The organism is Streptomyces cyanogenus (genome assembly GCF_017526105.1).
In the GTDB taxonomy this organism is placed as follows: domain Bacteria; phylum Actinomycetota; class Actinomycetes; order Streptomycetales; family Streptomycetaceae; genus Streptomyces; species Streptomyces cyanogenus.
The window spans coordinates 5,158,495-5,172,607 of record NZ_CP071839.1; the positions used below are offsets into that span (position 1 = coordinate 5,158,495).

Sequence of the window (14,113 nt, forward strand, 5' to 3'; positions counted from 1 at the left end):
CCGGCACCGGGATCGCCCGCCGCTCCCAGGCCGAGAGCGCCCTTGACCAAGTTAGTGATTGAGTACTAACTTAGCGGCATGCCCAGGATGAGCGCAGAGGAGCGGCGCGAGAGCGTCATCCGTGCCGCGACCGCCGAGTTCGCGCGCGGCGGATACCACGGCACCACCACGGAGGCGATCGCCAAGCGGGTCGGTGTCTCGCAGCCGTACCTGTTCCGGCTCTTCCCGGGCAAGAAGGCGATCTTCCTCGCGGTGGCCGAACGCTGCGTGGAGGACACCATCCGCACCTTCGAGGAGGCCTCGGAGGGGCTGCGGGGCGAAGAGGCCCTGCACGCGATGGCGAACGCGTACACCAGGGTCATCGCGGAGCGGCCCGAACGGCTGCTGATGCAGATGCAGATGTACGTCGCCGTCGCCGCGGCCGAGGAGGAGGGCGACCGCGAGTTCGGCGAGAAGGTCCGGGCCGGCTGGATGCGGCTGTGGGACACCGTGCACCTGCCGCTCGGCGCGGACGTCAACGAGACCACCGACTTCATGGCGTACGGGATGCTCGTCAACTGCCTGGTGGCCATGGGCTTTCCGCCTGAGCACCGCGTGTGGGAGGGGTTGTACCCGTCGGCCCGGATCAAGGGGCGCCTGGAAGCGTGAGCGCCCGGCCTTTTCGCGGCCTTCTCATGGCCGCAAAAGTTAGTCATCAATAACTAACTAGTGATCACTCACTGGGGGAGCGATGTCACAGGAGACAGCAGCGTCCGGCACCACCACCTCCCGCGCGCGGGCGGTGTGGGCCCTCGTCATCACCAGCGTCGCCGGGTTCATGGCGGCCCTGGACAACCTCGTCGTCACCACCGCCCTGCCGTCCATCCGCCAGGACCTCGGCGGCGCACTGGACGACCTCGAGTGGACCGTGAGCGCCTACACGCTCACCTTCGCCGTCCTGCTGATGTTCGGTGCCGCGCTCGGCGACCGCTTCGGGCGCCGCCGGCTCTTCATCGCCGGACTCGCCGTGTTCACCGGTGCCTCCGCCGCCGCGGCCCTGGCACCCGGCATCGGCTCCCTGATCGCCGCACGCGCGGTCCAGGGCGTCGGCGCGGCCGTGATGATGCCGCTCACGCTGACCCTGCTGACCGCGGCCGTACCCGCCGCCAGGCGCGGCACGGTGTACGGCATCTGGGGCGCCGTCAACGGGCTCGCCGTCGCCTCCGGGCCGCTCATCGGCGGCAGCCTCACCGAGCACGTCTCCTGGCACTGGATCTTCTGGCTGAACGTCCCGCTCGGCCTGGTCACGCTGCCGCTCGCCCGGCTGCGCCTCGCCGAGTCGTACGGCACCGGCGCCCGGCTCGACATACCCGGCACGCTGCTCGCCAGCGGCGGGCTCTTCGGGATCGTGTACGGCCTGGTCCGCGGCCCCGCCGACGGCTGGACCGACCCCGTGGTGCTGACCGCGCTGAGCGCGGGCGGAGCGCTGCTGGCGGGCTTCGTCGGCTACAGCTCCCGCGCGGCCGCCCCGATGCTGCCGATGCGGCTGTTCCGCTCCCGGGCCTTCTCCGGCATCAACGCGGCCAGCCTGCTGATGTTCGTCGGCATGTTCGGCTCGATCTTCCTGCTCAGCCAGTACATGCAGGGCGTCCTCGGCTACTCGCCCACCGAGGCGGGGCTGCGGATGCTGCCGTGGACCGGCATGCCGATGCTCGTCGCGCCCGTCGCCGGCATCCTCTCCGACCGGATCGGCGGCCGGCCGGTCGTCGCCGCGGGCCTCTTCCTGCAGGCCGCCGGCCTCGGCTACATGGCCTGGGTGGCCACCGCCGACGCCTCCTACGCCGTCCAGCTGCCGGCCTTGATCATCAGCGGTGTCGGCATGGCCCTGTACTTCGCACCGGCCGCCAACCTGGTCATGTCCAGCGTCCGCCCGCAGGAGCAGGGCATCGCCTCCGGCGCGAACAACGCGCTGCGCGAGGTGGGCGGCGCGCTCGGCATCGCGGTCATGTCGTCGATCTTCTCGGCGCAGGGCGGCTACGAGTCCGCGCAGAGCTTCGTGGACGGTCTGCGGCCGGCCCTGGTCACCGGCTCGGCGGTGGTCGCCCTCGCCGCGGTCGCGGCCCTGGTGATCCCCGGCCGCCGCGGCGCGGGACACCCGGCCACGACGGCCGGACAGGAACCCGCAGCGGTCCTCGAAACCGCTTCCCGCTGACCTGGCCGGCCCGCCCGGGGAGCCCGTGCGGCCAACGACCCTCAACGCCTTCGGCCGCGGCCGAAGGCGACACAGCCGGCCGGCAGCACCCCGCACGTGCGCGTGCGCGACACAACCGGTCGGCAGCACCGCGCACACGCGCGTGGACCGACAGCGCCTACGACGGTCCACGCGCGCGTGCGTGCTTCCGCGTGTCCGCGCGGCCCACCCGCCGACAGGACACGCGCGCGTGCCCCGGCCGGGCCATGCGGGTCACGCTCCCGGGGGCGCAGGGCTGTCGGTGGTGTCTCGTAGTCTTGGGCGCGTGCAGGTACTCCACGATGCCCCCCTTGCCCCGCTGACCACCTTCCGGCTGGGCGGTCCCGCGACCCGGCTGGTCACCGCCGCGACCGACGCCGAGGTGATCGCCGCCGTTAGTGAGGCCGACGACAGCGGTACGCCGCTGCTGGTCATCGGCGGGGGATCGAACCTGGTCATCGGTGACAAGGGCTTCGACGGCACCGCACTGCGCATCGCCACGCGCGGGGTCGAACTGCGCGGCAGCACCCTGGAGCTGGCGGCCGGCGAGGTGTGGACCGACGCCGTCGCCCGCACCGTGGAGGCCGGGCTCGCCGGGATCGAGTGCCTGGCCGGCATCCCCGGATCCGCGGGCGCCACGCCGATCCAGAACGTCGGCGCCTACGGCCAGGAGGTCTCCTCGACGATCACGGAGGTGATCGCCTACGACCGGCGGGCCGGCGAGACGGTCACGCTGACGAACGAGGAGTGCGCGTTCTCGTACCGGCACAGCCGCTTCAAGGCCGACCCCGAGCGCTATGTCGTGCTCCGGGTCCGCTTCGAGCTGGAGGACGCGGGCGGGCTGTCCGCACCGGTCAGGTACGCCGAGGCGGCCCGCGCGCTGGGAGTGGAGCCCGGCGACCGGGTGCCGCTGGCCGACGCCCGCGAGACCGTGCTGAAGCTGCGCGCCGGCAAGGGCATGGTGCTGGACGCCGAGGACCACGACACCTGGTCGGCCGGGTCCTTCTTCACCAACCCGATCCTCACCGACGAGCAGTTCGCCGCGTTCCGCGCGCGCGTGCGCGAGCGGCTGGGCGACGGCGTCGAGCCGCCCGCCTACCCGGCGGGGGAGGGCCGTACGAAGACCTCCGCGGCCTGGCTCATCGACAAGGCGGGCTTCACCAAGGGCTACGGCAGCGGCCCCGCCCGCATCTCCACCAAGCACACCCTCGCCCTGACCAACCGGGGCGGCGCCACCACGGAGGACCTGCTCGCCCTGGCCCGCGAGGTGGTCGCCGGGGTCCACGAGGCCTTCGGCATCACGCTGGTCAACGAGCCGGTGACGGTGGGCGTGAGCCTCCAGCCGTAGCGCGGACCGGGCCGGCGACAGGGCCGGCCGCCGGCTCAGTAGGCCACCCCCACCCCCTGCTTCAGGGTCTCCCCGGCGTCGATCATCGACAGCATCGCGTGCGCGACGTCCGCGCGCGCGATGAAGCGGCCCCGGGGCGGGAAGCCGCCGACGACGGTGCGGTAGCGGCCGGTGAGCGGCTTGTTCTGCAGGCGCGGCGGCCGTACGGACGTCCAGTCCGTGCCGCTGCGGGCCAGCTCGGCCTCCATCGCGCGCAGGTCGGCGTAGACGTCCTTCAGGATCGCCGACACCAGGCCCCGCACCCCGCGGTCCAGGGGCCCGTCGCCCGCCGGGGCCGGGCCGACCGGGCCGGCGCTGACCACCAGCAGCCGGCGGACGCCCTCCGCCTCCATGGCGGCGAGCACCGTACGGATCAGCCGGGTCGCCACCCCCGCGTCCCTGCGCCTGCGCGCGCCCAGGCCGGACAGGACCGCGTCCCGGCCCCGGACCGCGCCGCGCAGCGCCTCCGGGTCGGTCAGGTCGCTGCGGACGACCTCCAGGCGGTCACCGGTGACGTCGAGCCGGGCCGGGTCGCGGACGACCGCCGTGACCTCGTGACCGGCGTCCAGGGCCTGGCGGACCAGCTCCCGGCCGATCCCTCCGGTGGCGCCGAAAACAGTGAGCTTCATGGTGACTACCGACTTTCCGGCCGCGACTCCGGCCGCGGCTCTCCGGCGGCAAGGTGGTGGGTGAGTACTCACTCACCCCTGTGCCCGTCTAGGGTGGGTAAACACTCACCCACACGTCAAGGCCCGATCGGAGCCCCATGGAGACGAAGCCCGCACGCGTCCGCATCCTCGACGCCGCCCACGAGCTGATGCTGACCGTCGGACTCGCCCGCGCCACCACCAAGGAGATCGCCCGCGCGGCCGGCTGCTCCGAAGCGGCCCTCTACAAGTACTTCGACAGCAAGGAAGAGCTGTTCGTACGCGTCCTCACCGAGCGCCTGCCCCGGCTCACCCCGCTGCTCGACAGCCTCGCCGCCGGCACGGGCCGCGGCACGCTGGAGGAGAACCTCACCGAGATCGCCCGCCAGGCCGCGCTCTTCTACGAGCAGAGCTTCCCGATCGCCGCCTCCCTGTACGCCGAGACCCAGCTCAAACGCCGCCACGACGACGCCCTGCGCACCCTCGGTTCCGGCCCGCACCTGCCTCTCCAGGGCCTGGACGCCTACCTCCGCGCCGAGCAGGCCGCCGGCCGGGTCCGCGCCGACGCCGACACCTACGCCGCCGCCTCCCTCCTCCTGGGGGCCTGCGCACAGCGCGCCTTCGCCTACGACGCCACCGACAGCGGCGAACGCCCGCCCGTGGACGCGTTCGCCACCCGGCTCGTCCGGACCCTCCTGGGCGGAATCTCCGTGGCGGACCGGCCCTGAGGGCCGCCACCGCCCGGCCGGGACCCGTCAGGCCGCCGGGCGTGCCAGCCAGTCGTCCACGCCGGCCAGCAGGCGCGCCTTCACTTCCTGCGGGGCGGCCGAACCGCGCACCGACTGCCGGGCCAGCTCCGCCAGCTCGGCGTCCGTGAAACCGTGCTCGGTGCGGGCGATCTCGTACTGGGCGGCCAGCCGGGAGCCGAACAGCAGCGGGTCGTCGGCGCCGAGGGCCATCGGGACGCCCGCCTCGAAGAGCGTGCGCAGCGGGACGTCCTCCGGCTTCTCGTACACGCCGAGCGCCACGTTCGAGGCCGGGCACACCTCGCAGGTCACGCCCCGGTCGGCCAGCCGCTTCAGCAGCCGCGGGTCCTCGGCCGCCCGCACCCCGTGCCCGATCCGCGCGGCGTGCAGGTCGTCCAGGCAGTCCCGGACCGACGCCGGGCCCGTCAGCTCACCGCCGTGCGGCGCCGACAGCAGACCGCCCTCCCGCGCGATGTGGAAGGCCCGGTCGAAGTCCCGCGCCATGCCCCGCCGCTCGTCGTTGGAGAGCCCGAAGCCGACCACGCCCCGGTCCGCGTACCGCACCGCCAGCCGGGCCAGGGTGCGCGCGTCCAGGGGGTGCTTCATCCGGTTCGCGGCGACCAGCACCCGCATGCCGAGCCCGGTCTCCCGGGACGTGGTGTCCACCGCGTCCAGGATGATCTCCAGGGCCGGGATCAGACCGCCCAGCCGGGGCGCGTACGACGTCGGGTCCACCTGGATCTCCAGCCAGCCCGAGCCGTCCTTCAGATCCTCCTCGGCGGCCTCCCGGACCAGGCGCCGGATGTCCTCCGGCTCGCGCAGGCAGGAGCGCGCCGCGTCGTACAGCCGCTGGAAACGGAACCAGCCCCGCTCGTCCGTGGCCCGCAGTCTCGGCGGTTCCCCGCTGGTCAGCGCCTCCGTCAGCGCGTCGGGCAGGCGGACGCCGTACTTGTCGGCCAGTTCCAGGACGGTCGTCGGCCGCATCGAGCCGGTGAAGTGCAGGTGCAGATGGGCTTTCGGCAGCTCAGAGAGATCACGTACACGCTCCATTCCCAGATCCTGCCGTACGTCACCGCCGTCCCGGTAGCCGTTTCCCCTCACGGGGTCTTGCTCGCACACAGAAGCGGGCCGCTTCCCCGGAGGGAAACGGCCCGCACGCGCGCGTGGACGCCGGGAACTAGTCCCGCGCCTCCGCCAGCAGCTTCTGCATCCGGCTCACGCCCTCGACGAGGTCCTCGTCACCGAGGGCGTACGACAGCCGCAGGTAGCCCGGCGTGCCGAAGGCCTCACCGGGGACGACCGCGACCTCGGCCTCCTCCAGGATCAGCGCGGCCAGCTCGACGGTGTCCTGCGGGCGCTTGCCACGGATCTCCTTGCCGAGCAGAGCCTTGACCGAGGGGTAGGCGTAGAAGGCGCCCTCGGGCTCCGGGCAGACCACGCCGTCGATCTCGTTGAGCATCCGCACGATGGTCCTGCGGCGCCGGTCGAAGGCCTCACGCATCTTCGCCACGGCCTCCAGACCGCCGGAGACGGCGGCGAGGGCGGCCACCTGGGCGACGTTGGAGACGTTCGAGGTGGCGTGCGACTGCAGGTTCGTCGCGGCCTTGACGACGTCCTTCGGGCCGATGACCCAGCCCACGCGCCAGCCGGTCATGGCGTACGTCTTCGCCACACCGTTGACCACGATGCACTTGTCGCGCAGTTCGGGCAGGAGCGCCGGCAGGGACACCGAGACCGCGTCGCCGTAGACCAGGTGCTCGTAGATCTCGTCGGTGAGCACCCACAGGCCGTGCTCGGCGGCCCAGCGGCCGATCGCCTCGGTCTCGGCCTCGGAGTACACCGCGCCGGTCGGGTTGGAGGGGGAGACGAAGAGGACGACCTTCGTCTTCTCGGTGCGCGCCGCCTCCAGCTGCTCCACCGAGACGCGGTAGCCGGTCGTCTCGTCGGCGACGACCTCGACCGGGACACCGCCGGCCAGGCGGATCGACTCCGGGTACGTCGTCCAGTACGGCGCCGGGACGATGACCTCGTCGCCCGGGTCCAGGATCGCGGCGAACGCCTCGTAGATCGCCTGCTTGCCACCGTTGGTGACGAGGATCTGGGAGACGTCCGGCTCCCAGCCGGAGTCGCGCAGCGTCTTCGCGGCGATCGCGGCCTTCAGCTCGGGCAGGCCGCCGGCCGGGGTGTAGCGGTGGTACTTGGGGTTCTTGCAGGCCTCGACGGCCGCCTCGACGATGTAGTCCGGGGTCGGGAAGTCGGGCTCACCGGCGCCGAAGCCGATCACCGGACGCCCGGCGGCCTTCAGGGCCTTGGCCTTGGCGTCCACGGCGAGGGTGGCGGACTCGGAGATCGCGCCGACTCGGGCGGAGACCCGGCGCTCGGTGGGAGGGGTTGCAGCGCTCATACGGCCCATGGTTCCAGACCGGAAACGCGCCGGGCACACGGGTTTCACAGACTGAACAGGAAGGGTCGAGTCGTGAACACGGGTCCGAATCCGGCCCGCGGCCAGGACGATCTTTGGCCACGAGGCCCTGGACGGGCACTTTCTGTTCGACGCCGGGCCGTGGACCACGTACACTCTCACCTCGTTGGCCTTCAGCAGCCGCGGCCGGACCGGTGCACACCGAGCACCCGGTCGGATGCGGTACGTTGGGGGACACACAAAGGGTCGTAGCTCAATTGGTAGAGCACCGGTCTCCAAAACCGGCGGTTGGGGGTTCAAGTCCCTCCGGCCCTGCTACACACACCGCCAGGATGTGTGCGCATGTACGTACAGCAATGCACCGCCGTGCGGCTCAGAAACCGGGCGCGGCACGGCCACGACCCGGGACCAGGTGAGGACAATGACGGACGCCGTGGGCTCCATCGACACGCCTGATGCCCAGGACGAGGTGCCCGAGTCCAAGAAGAGGGTCCGCAAGGGCGGCAAGCGCGCCAAGAAGGGCCCGCTCAAGCGCCTGGCCACCTTCTACCGCCAGATCATCGCGGAACTGCGCAAGGTCGTCTGGCCGACGCGCAACCAGCTGACCTCGTACACCACCGTGGTGATCTTCTTTGTTGTCATCATGATCGCCCTGGTGACCGTGATTGACTATGGGCTCAACCACGCGGCCAAGTACGTCTTCGGCTGAGCCAAGAGCGAAGGGCGCCGTGGCACCGGCGCCCGTTTTCGCATGTTCCACCCCTATGTATCCAGGAAGAAGCAGCCATCGTGTCTGACCCGAACCTGAACGACGACGCCACTGAGCCCCGCGGGCTGGCTGCCGAGACGGTGGATGACGAGCTCGACATCGTCGAGGGCGCGGACGAGCAGGACGAGTTCGAGGCTGCCGAGGCCGAGGCGGGTGAGCCGGCCGAGGAGGCCGCCGTGCACGCCGAGGACGAGGGCGAAGAGGCCGACGAGGAGACCGCCGTCGCCGAGGCCGCCGAGGAGGAGCCGGCCGCCCCGGTGGACCCGGTGGAGGCCCTCCGCGAGGAGCTGCGCACCCTGCCCGGCGAGTGGTACGTCATCCACACCTACGCCGGCTACGAGAACCGCGTGAAGACCAACCTGGAGCAGCGCGCCGTCTCGCTGAACGTCGAGGACTACATCTTCCAGGCCGAGGTGCCGCAGGAAGAGGTCGTCCAGATCAAGAACGGCGACCGCAAGACGATCAAGCAGAACAAGCTGCCGGGTTACGTCCTGGTCCGGATGGACCTGACCAACGAGTCCTGGGGCGTCGTCCGCAACACCCCGGGCGTCACCGGCTTCGTCGGCAACGCCTACGACCCGTACCCGCTGACCCTGGACGAGATCGTCAAGATGCTCGCCCCGGAGGCCGAGGAGAAGGCCGCCCGCGAGGCCGCCGAGGCCGAGGGCAAGCCCGCCCCGCAGCGCAAGGTCGAGGTCCAGGTCCTGGACTTCGAGGTCGGCGACTCGGTCACCGTCACCGACGGCCCGTTCGCCACGCTCCAGGCGACCATCAACGAGATCAACCCCGACTCCAAGAAGGTCAAGGGCCTGGTCGAGATCTTCGGCCGCGAGACCCCGGTCGAGCTGTCCTTCGACCAGATCCAGAAGAACTGATCACGTCTCCCGAGAGCGCCCCGCCGGTGAGCACCGGGCCGGGGCGCTCTCGCCGTGCACGGCCCGCCGTCCTCGGCGCCGCGGCCGCACTGGCGCTGCTCGTGGCCGCGTACGCCGTGTTCCTCCCCGCGGCCTGGCTGCGGAGCGAACTGCGGGACGCCGAGCCGGCCACGGCCACCTTCCACACCGGTACGTGCGTCCTCGGCCGCTGCAGCGTGACCTTCCCGCTGGCGGGCCAGGACGTGACGGCCGGCCTCCCGTTCGGCACGCGCGCGCGTGGGCATGCCGAAGGTGACACCGTGGAGGTACGGCACGCGCCCGGGGACCCGCGGCGGGTCGTGCTCGCCGAGGACACCGGGCGCGGGACCGTGGCCGCGCTGCTCGCCGTGCCGGGCGGAGCGACCGTGGTCACCCTGCTGACCGCAGCCGCGTACGTGCGGCGCGGCCGACGGTCTCAAGGCCCCGAGAAAGCCGCCTGACCAGGGCGATTTCCTGTCCGGTGGGGACAGCGGCTATCGTGGTGCGGTATGCCATCTGTGCGATCTTGCCCCCATGGGTGCAGGTCCGAGGCGCGGATGGCAGTCAACCTCTCAGTAAGGACCCGGAGAGAGCATGCCTCCCAAGAAGAAGAAGGTCACGGGGCTCATCAAGCTCCAGATCCAGGCCGGCGCCGCCAACCCGGCTCCGCCGGTCGGCCCGGCGCTGGGTCAGCACGGCGTCAACATCATGGAGTTCTGCAAGGCCTACAACGCCGCGACCGAGTCGCAGCGCGGTTGGGTCATCCCGGTGGAGATCACGGTCTACGAGGACCGTTCCTTCACCTTCGTCACCAAGACGCCGCCGGCCGCGAAGATGATCCTCAAGGCCGCGGGCATCGAGAAGGGCTCCGGCGAGCCTCACAAGACCAAGGTCGCCAAGATCACCGAGGCGCAGGTCCGCGAGATCGCCCAGACCAAGATGCCCGACCTGAACGCGAACGACCTGGACGCCGCCGCGAAGATCATCGCCGGTACCGCGCGTTCCATGGGCGTCACGGTCGAGGGCTGAACCCCACCTTCGTAAGTCATGCGGCTGCCAGCGATACGCAGCCGCACGTGGCAGGGCCTGCTCGGCCCAATGACCACGACTCCTTTCAGAACACACAGGAGCAGTTGTGAGCAAGCGCAGCAAGGCTCTCCGCGCTGCGGACGCCAAGGTCGACCGGGAGAAGCTCTACGCCCCGCTCGAGGCCGTCCGTCTCGCCAAGGAGACCTCCACGACCAAGTTCGACGCCACCGTCGAGGTCGCCTTCCGTCTGGGTGTCGACCCGCGCAAGGCCGACCAGATGGTGCGTGGCACCGTGAACCTTCCGCACGGCACCGGTAAGACCGCCCGGGTCCTGGTCTTCGCGACCGGCGACCGTGCCGAGGCCGCGCGTGCCGCGGGCGCCGACATCGTCGGCGCCGACGAGCTGATCGACGAGGTGGCGAAGGGCCGTCTGGACTTCGACGCCGTCGTCGCCACCCCGGACCTCATGGGCAAGGTCGGCCGTCTCGGCCGCGTCCTCGGCCCGCGTGGTCTGATGCCGAACCCGAAGACCGGCACCGTCACCCCCGACGTCGCCAAGGCCGTCACCGACATCAAGGGCGGCAAGATCGAGTTCCGCGTCGACAAGCACTCGAACCTGCACTTCATCATCGGCAAGGCGTCCTTCGACGACGCCAAGCTGGTGGAGAACTACGGCGCCGCGCTGGAGGAGATCCTCCGTCTGAAGCCGTCCGCCGCCAAGGGTCGCTACATCAAGAAGGCCGCGGTCAGCACCACCATGGGCCCCGGCATCCCGGTCGACCCGAACCGCACCCGCAACCTCCTCGTCGAGGAGGACCCGGCCGCCGTCTGAGCCTGAGGCTCGGAACCGGTAGTCGCGTCAGGTACGCGTAAAAAGGGCGGGCCCTGGAACCTTGTAGGTTCCGGGCCCGTCCTTTCTTTGTGCGACCTTTCGTACGACTGTCAGTGGCCTGGGCTACGGTGCAGGCACAGGACACGCAATAGGGGTGGGAGTAGATGAACAGCACTACCGTGCGCAGGGCGGGCCTTTCCATAGCGGTGGTGGCCGCGCTCACCGGGGTGGCCGCCTGCGGCTCCTCCGACTCCGGCAAGGACGGCGGCAAGGCGGCCGGCAAGACGGTGACGCACGTCAGCCCCATCGCGGCCCTGCGCTCCGCCGTGAAGTCCACCGACAAGGCCGATTCGGCGAAGGTGCGCTCCACCACGTCCGTCGGCGACCTCATGGCGATGACCGCGAACGGCGCCCTCACCTGGGGCGACGGCCTCAAGGGCAACCTCACCATCACCTACACCGGCGGCCAGATGGCCGAGATGATGAAGAAGGCCGGCACCGCGTCGATGGAGGCCCGGTATCTGCCGGACGCCTACTACGCGCACATGAGCGACGCCTACGCCCAGCAGGCGGGCGGCGGCAAGCACTGGATCAAGTACTCCTACGACGACCTCGCCAAGCTCGGCGGAGCGTCCGGGTCGTTCATGAAGGACCAGCTCCAGAACTCCACGCCGAACCAGTCCGTGAAGCTGCTGCTGGCCTCCGGCGACGTCAAGAAGGTCGGCGAGGAGACGGTCTCCGGCGCCCACACCACGCACTACTCGGGCAAGGTCGACGTCGCCGACCTCGCCCAGAAGTCCAGCGACCTCAGCGCCGAGCAGCTGTCCGCCCTGAAGAAGCAGCTCACCCAGGCCGGCGTCACCACCGAGACCGTGGACGTCTGGATCGACGACGAGGACCTGCTGGTCAAGAAGTCCGAGAAGGCGAACACGGCCAACGGCGCCATGACCAACACGACGTACTACACCGAGTACGGCGCCAAGGTCACCGCGGAGGCGCCGCCGGCGAGCGACACCAAGGACTTCGCGGACATGATGAAGTCCGGCGGTCTCGCCTCCGGCGGCACCGGCACCAGCTCCTGACGTTTCTCGGGAGAGGGTCGTAGGAACACAGCCTCGGCCTGGGGCGGCCTGAGCGGCCCCGGCCGGGGCTCCGCCGGTTCCGGGGGTGTGTACGCGCCTCAGGCCGCCCCGGAGGCCGAGCAGGGCCGCACACGCGGGCAGGGTCCAGGGCCGCACAGCCGGGGACGTCGGCCGAGCACCGCGCCAGCCACCGGCGGCCCGGCCGTGCCGACCCGGGCAGGCCACCCCGGGGCGCTCCCACCGCCGTACCGACCCTGGCGGACCCCGCCCGGCCGCCCCGGGCTCCGCCGTGCAGCCCCCGCCGGCCGCTCTGGGTGCCCCGCCGGCCGACCCGGCAAGCTCCGCCCGGCCGACCCGGCGCTCCCCCGTACCGACCCGGGCAGGCCACCCCGGGGCGCCCCCATCGCCGTACCGACCCTGGCGGACTCCGCCCGGCCGACCCGGCAAGCTCCGCCCGGCCGCCCCGGTGCTCCGCCGTACCGACCCTGCCCGGCCGCTCCCGGTGCCCCGCCGGCCGCCCCGGCAAGCTCTGCCCCGGCTGCCCCGGCTGCCCCCGCTGCCCCGGCTGCCCCGGCGCTCCGCCGTGCAGCCCCCGCCCGGCCGACCCGGTGCTCCGCCGTGCAGCCCCTGCCCAGCCGCTCCCGGTGCCCCACCGGCCCACCCGGCAAGCCCCGCCGGCCAACCCGGCGCCCCCCGCCCCGGCCTCACTCCTCCGGACCCGGCGCCCCGGCCATCCGGCCGTAAACCGGTCGATTTGCTCGGGGGAGCACCCGTCCCGTACTCTCTCGGGGAAGCCAAAGACCGCTGGTCGTTGCCGTGCGCTCGAATGAGGGTGCGGTGGCCGAAGGATCCGCTGAAAAGTGGGCGACCCGCGCAGGTGACTGTGGAAGAACTCCCGGAGTGCGCGCGCCGAGCGCGTGTGCGGCCGGTCGAGTCCGCCCCGTGCGCCTGCGCCGGGGCGTTTCGTTTTACCCAGTCCTCCTTCGGGTCCGCGCGGTCCGAATCACCCGGAAGGAGGCCGAGGCTCTATGGCGAGGCCCGACAAGGCTGCCGCGGTTGCGGAGCTGACGGACAAGTTCCGCAGCTCCAACGCCGCCGTGCTGACCGAGTACCGCGGTCTCACCGTGGCGCAGCTCAAGACGCTGCGCCGGTCGCTCGGTGAGAACGCCCAGTACGCCGTGGTGAAGAACACGCTGACCAAGATTGCGGCCAAGGAGGCCGGGATCACGCTGGAGGACCAGCTCTTCGCTGGCCCGACGGCCGTCGCCTTCGTCACCGGTGACCCGGTGGAGTCGGCGAAGGGTCTGCGTGACTTCGCCAAGGACAACCCCAATCTCGTCATCAAGGGCGGTGTCCTGGAGGGCAAGGCCCTCTCCGCCGACGAGATCAAGAAGCTTGCGGACCTCGAGTCCCGCGAGGTTCTGCTCAGCAAGCTGGCCGGTGCCTTCAAGGCGAAGCAGTCCCAGGCTGCCTCCGTCTTCCAGGCTCTGCCGTCGAAGCTCGTCCGCACCGTGGACGCGCTGCGCGCCAAGCAGGCCGAGCAGGGCGGTGCCGAGTAATTCGGCTCGCTTTCTGACCCGCACCAACGGCGCGGGTCGCAGCGGGCCGACGTACGCCCGCCTTACCCAGTACATCCGGCACCTGCCGATTTGAGTGGAAGGACCGCCATCATGGCGAAGCTCAGCCAGGAAGACCTGCTCGCCCAGTTCGAGGAGATGACCCTCATCGAGCTCTCCGAGTTCGTGAAGGCCTTCGAGGAGAAGTTCGACGTCACCGCCGCCGCCGCCGCGCCGGTCGTCGTCGCCGGTGGTGCCGCTGGTGGCGCCGCCGCCGAGGCCGAGGAGGAGAAGGACGAGTTCGACGTCATCCTCACCGGCGCCGGCGACAAGAAGATCCAGGTCATCAAGGTCGTGCGTGAGCTGACCTCCCTGGGTCTGAAGGAGGCCAAGGACCTCGTCGACGGCACCCCGAAGCCGGTCCTCGAGAAGGTCAACAAGGAGCAGGCCGACAAGGCCGCCGAGGCCCTCAAGGGCGCCGGCGCCTCCGTCGAGGTCAAGTAAGACCTTCGCGACCGCAGAAACGGCCCGCTAGGGCTGT

15 protein-coding genes and 1 tRNA gene are annotated in these 14,113 nt (G+C 71.3%); 13 read left to right on the forward strand and 3 right to left on the reverse strand.

Annotated features, from left to right (window positions below):
* Positions 1–78 precede the first annotated feature (78 nt).
* The 3 genes from S1361_RS23300 (at position 79) to S1361_RS23310 (ending at position 3,557) form a co-directional block, all read left to right on the forward strand.
* Positions 79–648: a TetR/AcrR family transcriptional regulator gene (locus tag S1361_RS23300; protein ID WP_208033740.1), complete on the forward strand. Its 570-nt coding sequence runs from the start codon at positions 79–81 to the stop codon at positions 646–648.
* An 82-nt stretch (positions 649–730) separates the two neighbouring features.
* Positions 731–2,191, forward strand: coding sequence for an MFS transporter (locus S1361_RS23305; RefSeq protein WP_208033741.1), 1,461 nt, complete (start codon positions 731–733; stop codon positions 2,189–2,191).
* 304 nt (positions 2,192–2,495) lie between these two features.
* Positions 2,496–3,557, forward strand: coding sequence for a UDP-N-acetylmuramate dehydrogenase (locus tag S1361_RS23310; protein WP_208033742.1), 1,062 nt, complete (start codon positions 2,496–2,498; stop codon positions 3,555–3,557).
* 35 nt (positions 3,558–3,592) lie between these two features.
* Here the strand turns inward: S1361_RS23310 and S1361_RS23315 are convergent, their stop codons facing one another.
* Complete coding sequence (locus S1361_RS23315) at positions 3,593–4,225, reverse strand: NAD(P)-dependent oxidoreductase (RefSeq protein ID WP_208033743.1); 633 nt, start codon at positions 4,223–4,225, stop codon at positions 3,593–3,595.
* Positions 4,226–4,362: 137 nt separating this feature from the next.
* Between S1361_RS23315 and S1361_RS23320 the strand changes: the two genes are divergently transcribed.
* A complete protein-coding gene (locus S1361_RS23320; RefSeq protein ID WP_208033744.1) occupies positions 4,363–4,971 on the forward strand; it encodes a TetR/AcrR family transcriptional regulator in 609 nt (202 codons plus the stop codon).
* 27 nt (positions 4,972–4,998) lie between these two features.
* On the opposite strand, the gene S1361_RS23325 is transcribed toward S1361_RS23320, so the two are convergent.
* Positions 4,999–6,039 (reverse strand): adenosine deaminase, encoded by a 1,041-nt coding sequence (locus tag S1361_RS23325; protein ID WP_208033745.1) that lies wholly within the window; start codon positions 6,037–6,039, stop codon positions 4,999–5,001.
* 127 nt (positions 6,040–6,166) lie between these two features.
* Complete coding sequence (locus tag S1361_RS23330; protein ID WP_208033746.1) at positions 6,167–7,393, reverse strand: pyridoxal phosphate-dependent aminotransferase; 1,227 nt, start codon at positions 7,391–7,393, stop codon at positions 6,167–6,169.
* Positions 7,394–7,653: 260 nt separating this feature from the next.
* Here S1361_RS23330 and S1361_RS23335 point away from each other — a divergent pair.
* The 9 genes from S1361_RS23335 (at position 7,654) to rplL (ending at position 14,076) form a co-directional block, all read left to right on the forward strand.
* Positions 7,654–7,726 (forward strand) — tRNA-Trp (locus S1361_RS23335).
* 106 nt (positions 7,727–7,832) lie between these two features.
* Positions 7,833–8,120, forward strand: coding sequence for a preprotein translocase subunit SecE (gene secE, locus S1361_RS23340; RefSeq protein WP_208033747.1), 288 nt, complete (start codon positions 7,833–7,835; stop codon positions 8,118–8,120).
* Between the two features lie 80 nt (positions 8,121–8,200).
* The gene (gene nusG / locus S1361_RS23345; protein WP_208033748.1) at positions 8,201–9,055 is read left to right on the forward strand and encodes a transcription termination/antitermination protein NusG; all 855 of its coding nucleotides are present in this window, start codon (positions 8,201–8,203) and stop codon (positions 9,053–9,055) included.
* A 26-nt stretch (positions 9,056–9,081) separates the two neighbouring features.
* The gene (locus tag S1361_RS23350) at positions 9,082–9,534 is read left to right on the forward strand and encodes a hypothetical protein (RefSeq protein WP_208033749.1); all 453 of its coding nucleotides are present in this window, start codon (positions 9,082–9,084) and stop codon (positions 9,532–9,534) included.
* A gap of 133 nt (positions 9,535–9,667) precedes the next feature.
* On the forward strand, positions 9,668–10,102 hold the full coding sequence (gene rplK / locus S1361_RS23355; RefSeq protein ID WP_023547415.1) for a 50S ribosomal protein L11: 435 nt from the start codon (positions 9,668–9,670) through the stop codon (positions 10,100–10,102).
* Positions 10,103–10,208: 106 nt separating this feature from the next.
* On the forward strand, positions 10,209–10,934 hold the full coding sequence (rplA, locus tag S1361_RS23360; RefSeq protein ID WP_208033750.1) for a 50S ribosomal protein L1: 726 nt from the start codon (positions 10,209–10,211) through the stop codon (positions 10,932–10,934).
* Positions 10,935–11,098: 164 nt separating this feature from the next.
* Entirely contained in the window at positions 11,099–12,016 is a 918-nt protein-coding gene (locus tag S1361_RS23365) for an SCO4651 family lipoprotein (protein ID WP_208033751.1), read from the forward strand.
* Between the two features lie 1,028 nt (positions 12,017–13,044).
* Positions 13,045–13,575 carry a 50S ribosomal protein L10 gene (rplJ, locus tag S1361_RS23370; RefSeq protein ID WP_014674354.1) on the forward strand — a complete coding sequence of 177 codons (531 nt, stop codon included), beginning with the start codon at positions 13,045–13,047 and terminating at the stop codon, positions 13,573–13,575.
* 111 nt (positions 13,576–13,686) lie between these two features.
* Entirely contained in the window at positions 13,687–14,076 is a 390-nt protein-coding gene (rplL, locus tag S1361_RS23375) for a 50S ribosomal protein L7/L12 (protein WP_208033752.1), read from the forward strand.
* Positions 14,077–14,113 lie beyond the last annotated feature (37 nt).

Bases quoted from the DNA above. Each gene is read 5' to 3' on its own strand.
- S1361_RS23300 (WP_208033740.1), top strand. From the start codon at position 79: ATGCCCAGGATGAGCGCAGAGGAGCGGCGCGAGAGCGTCATCCGTGCC.
- S1361_RS23305 (WP_208033741.1), top strand. From the start codon at position 731: ATGTCACAGGAGACAGCAGCGTCCGGCACCACCACCTCCCGCGCGCGG.
- S1361_RS23315 (WP_208033743.1), bottom strand. From the start codon at position 4,225: ATGAAGCTCACTGTTTTCGGCGCCACCGGAGGGATCGGCCGGGAGCTG.
- S1361_RS23320 (WP_208033744.1), top strand. From the start codon at position 4,363: ATGGAGACGAAGCCCGCACGCGTCCGCATCCTCGACGCCGCCCACGAG.
- S1361_RS23325 (WP_208033745.1), bottom strand. From the start codon at position 6,039: ATGGAGCGTGTACGTGATCTCTCTGAGCTGCCGAAAGCCCATCTGCAC.
- S1361_RS23330 (WP_208033746.1), bottom strand. From the start codon at position 7,393: ATGAGCGCTGCAACCCCTCCCACCGAGCGCCGGGTCTCCGCCCGAGTC.
- secE (WP_208033747.1), top strand. From the start codon at position 7,833: ATGACGGACGCCGTGGGCTCCATCGACACGCCTGATGCCCAGGACGAG.
- rplK (WP_023547415.1), top strand. From the start codon at position 9,668: ATGCCTCCCAAGAAGAAGAAGGTCACGGGGCTCATCAAGCTCCAGATC.
- S1361_RS23365 (WP_208033751.1), top strand. From the start codon at position 11,099: ATGAACAGCACTACCGTGCGCAGGGCGGGCCTTTCCATAGCGGTGGTG.
- rplJ (WP_014674354.1), top strand. From the start codon at position 13,045: ATGGCGAGGCCCGACAAGGCTGCCGCGGTTGCGGAGCTGACGGACAAG.
- rplL (WP_208033752.1), top strand. From the start codon at position 13,687: ATGGCGAAGCTCAGCCAGGAAGACCTGCTCGCCCAGTTCGAGGAGATG.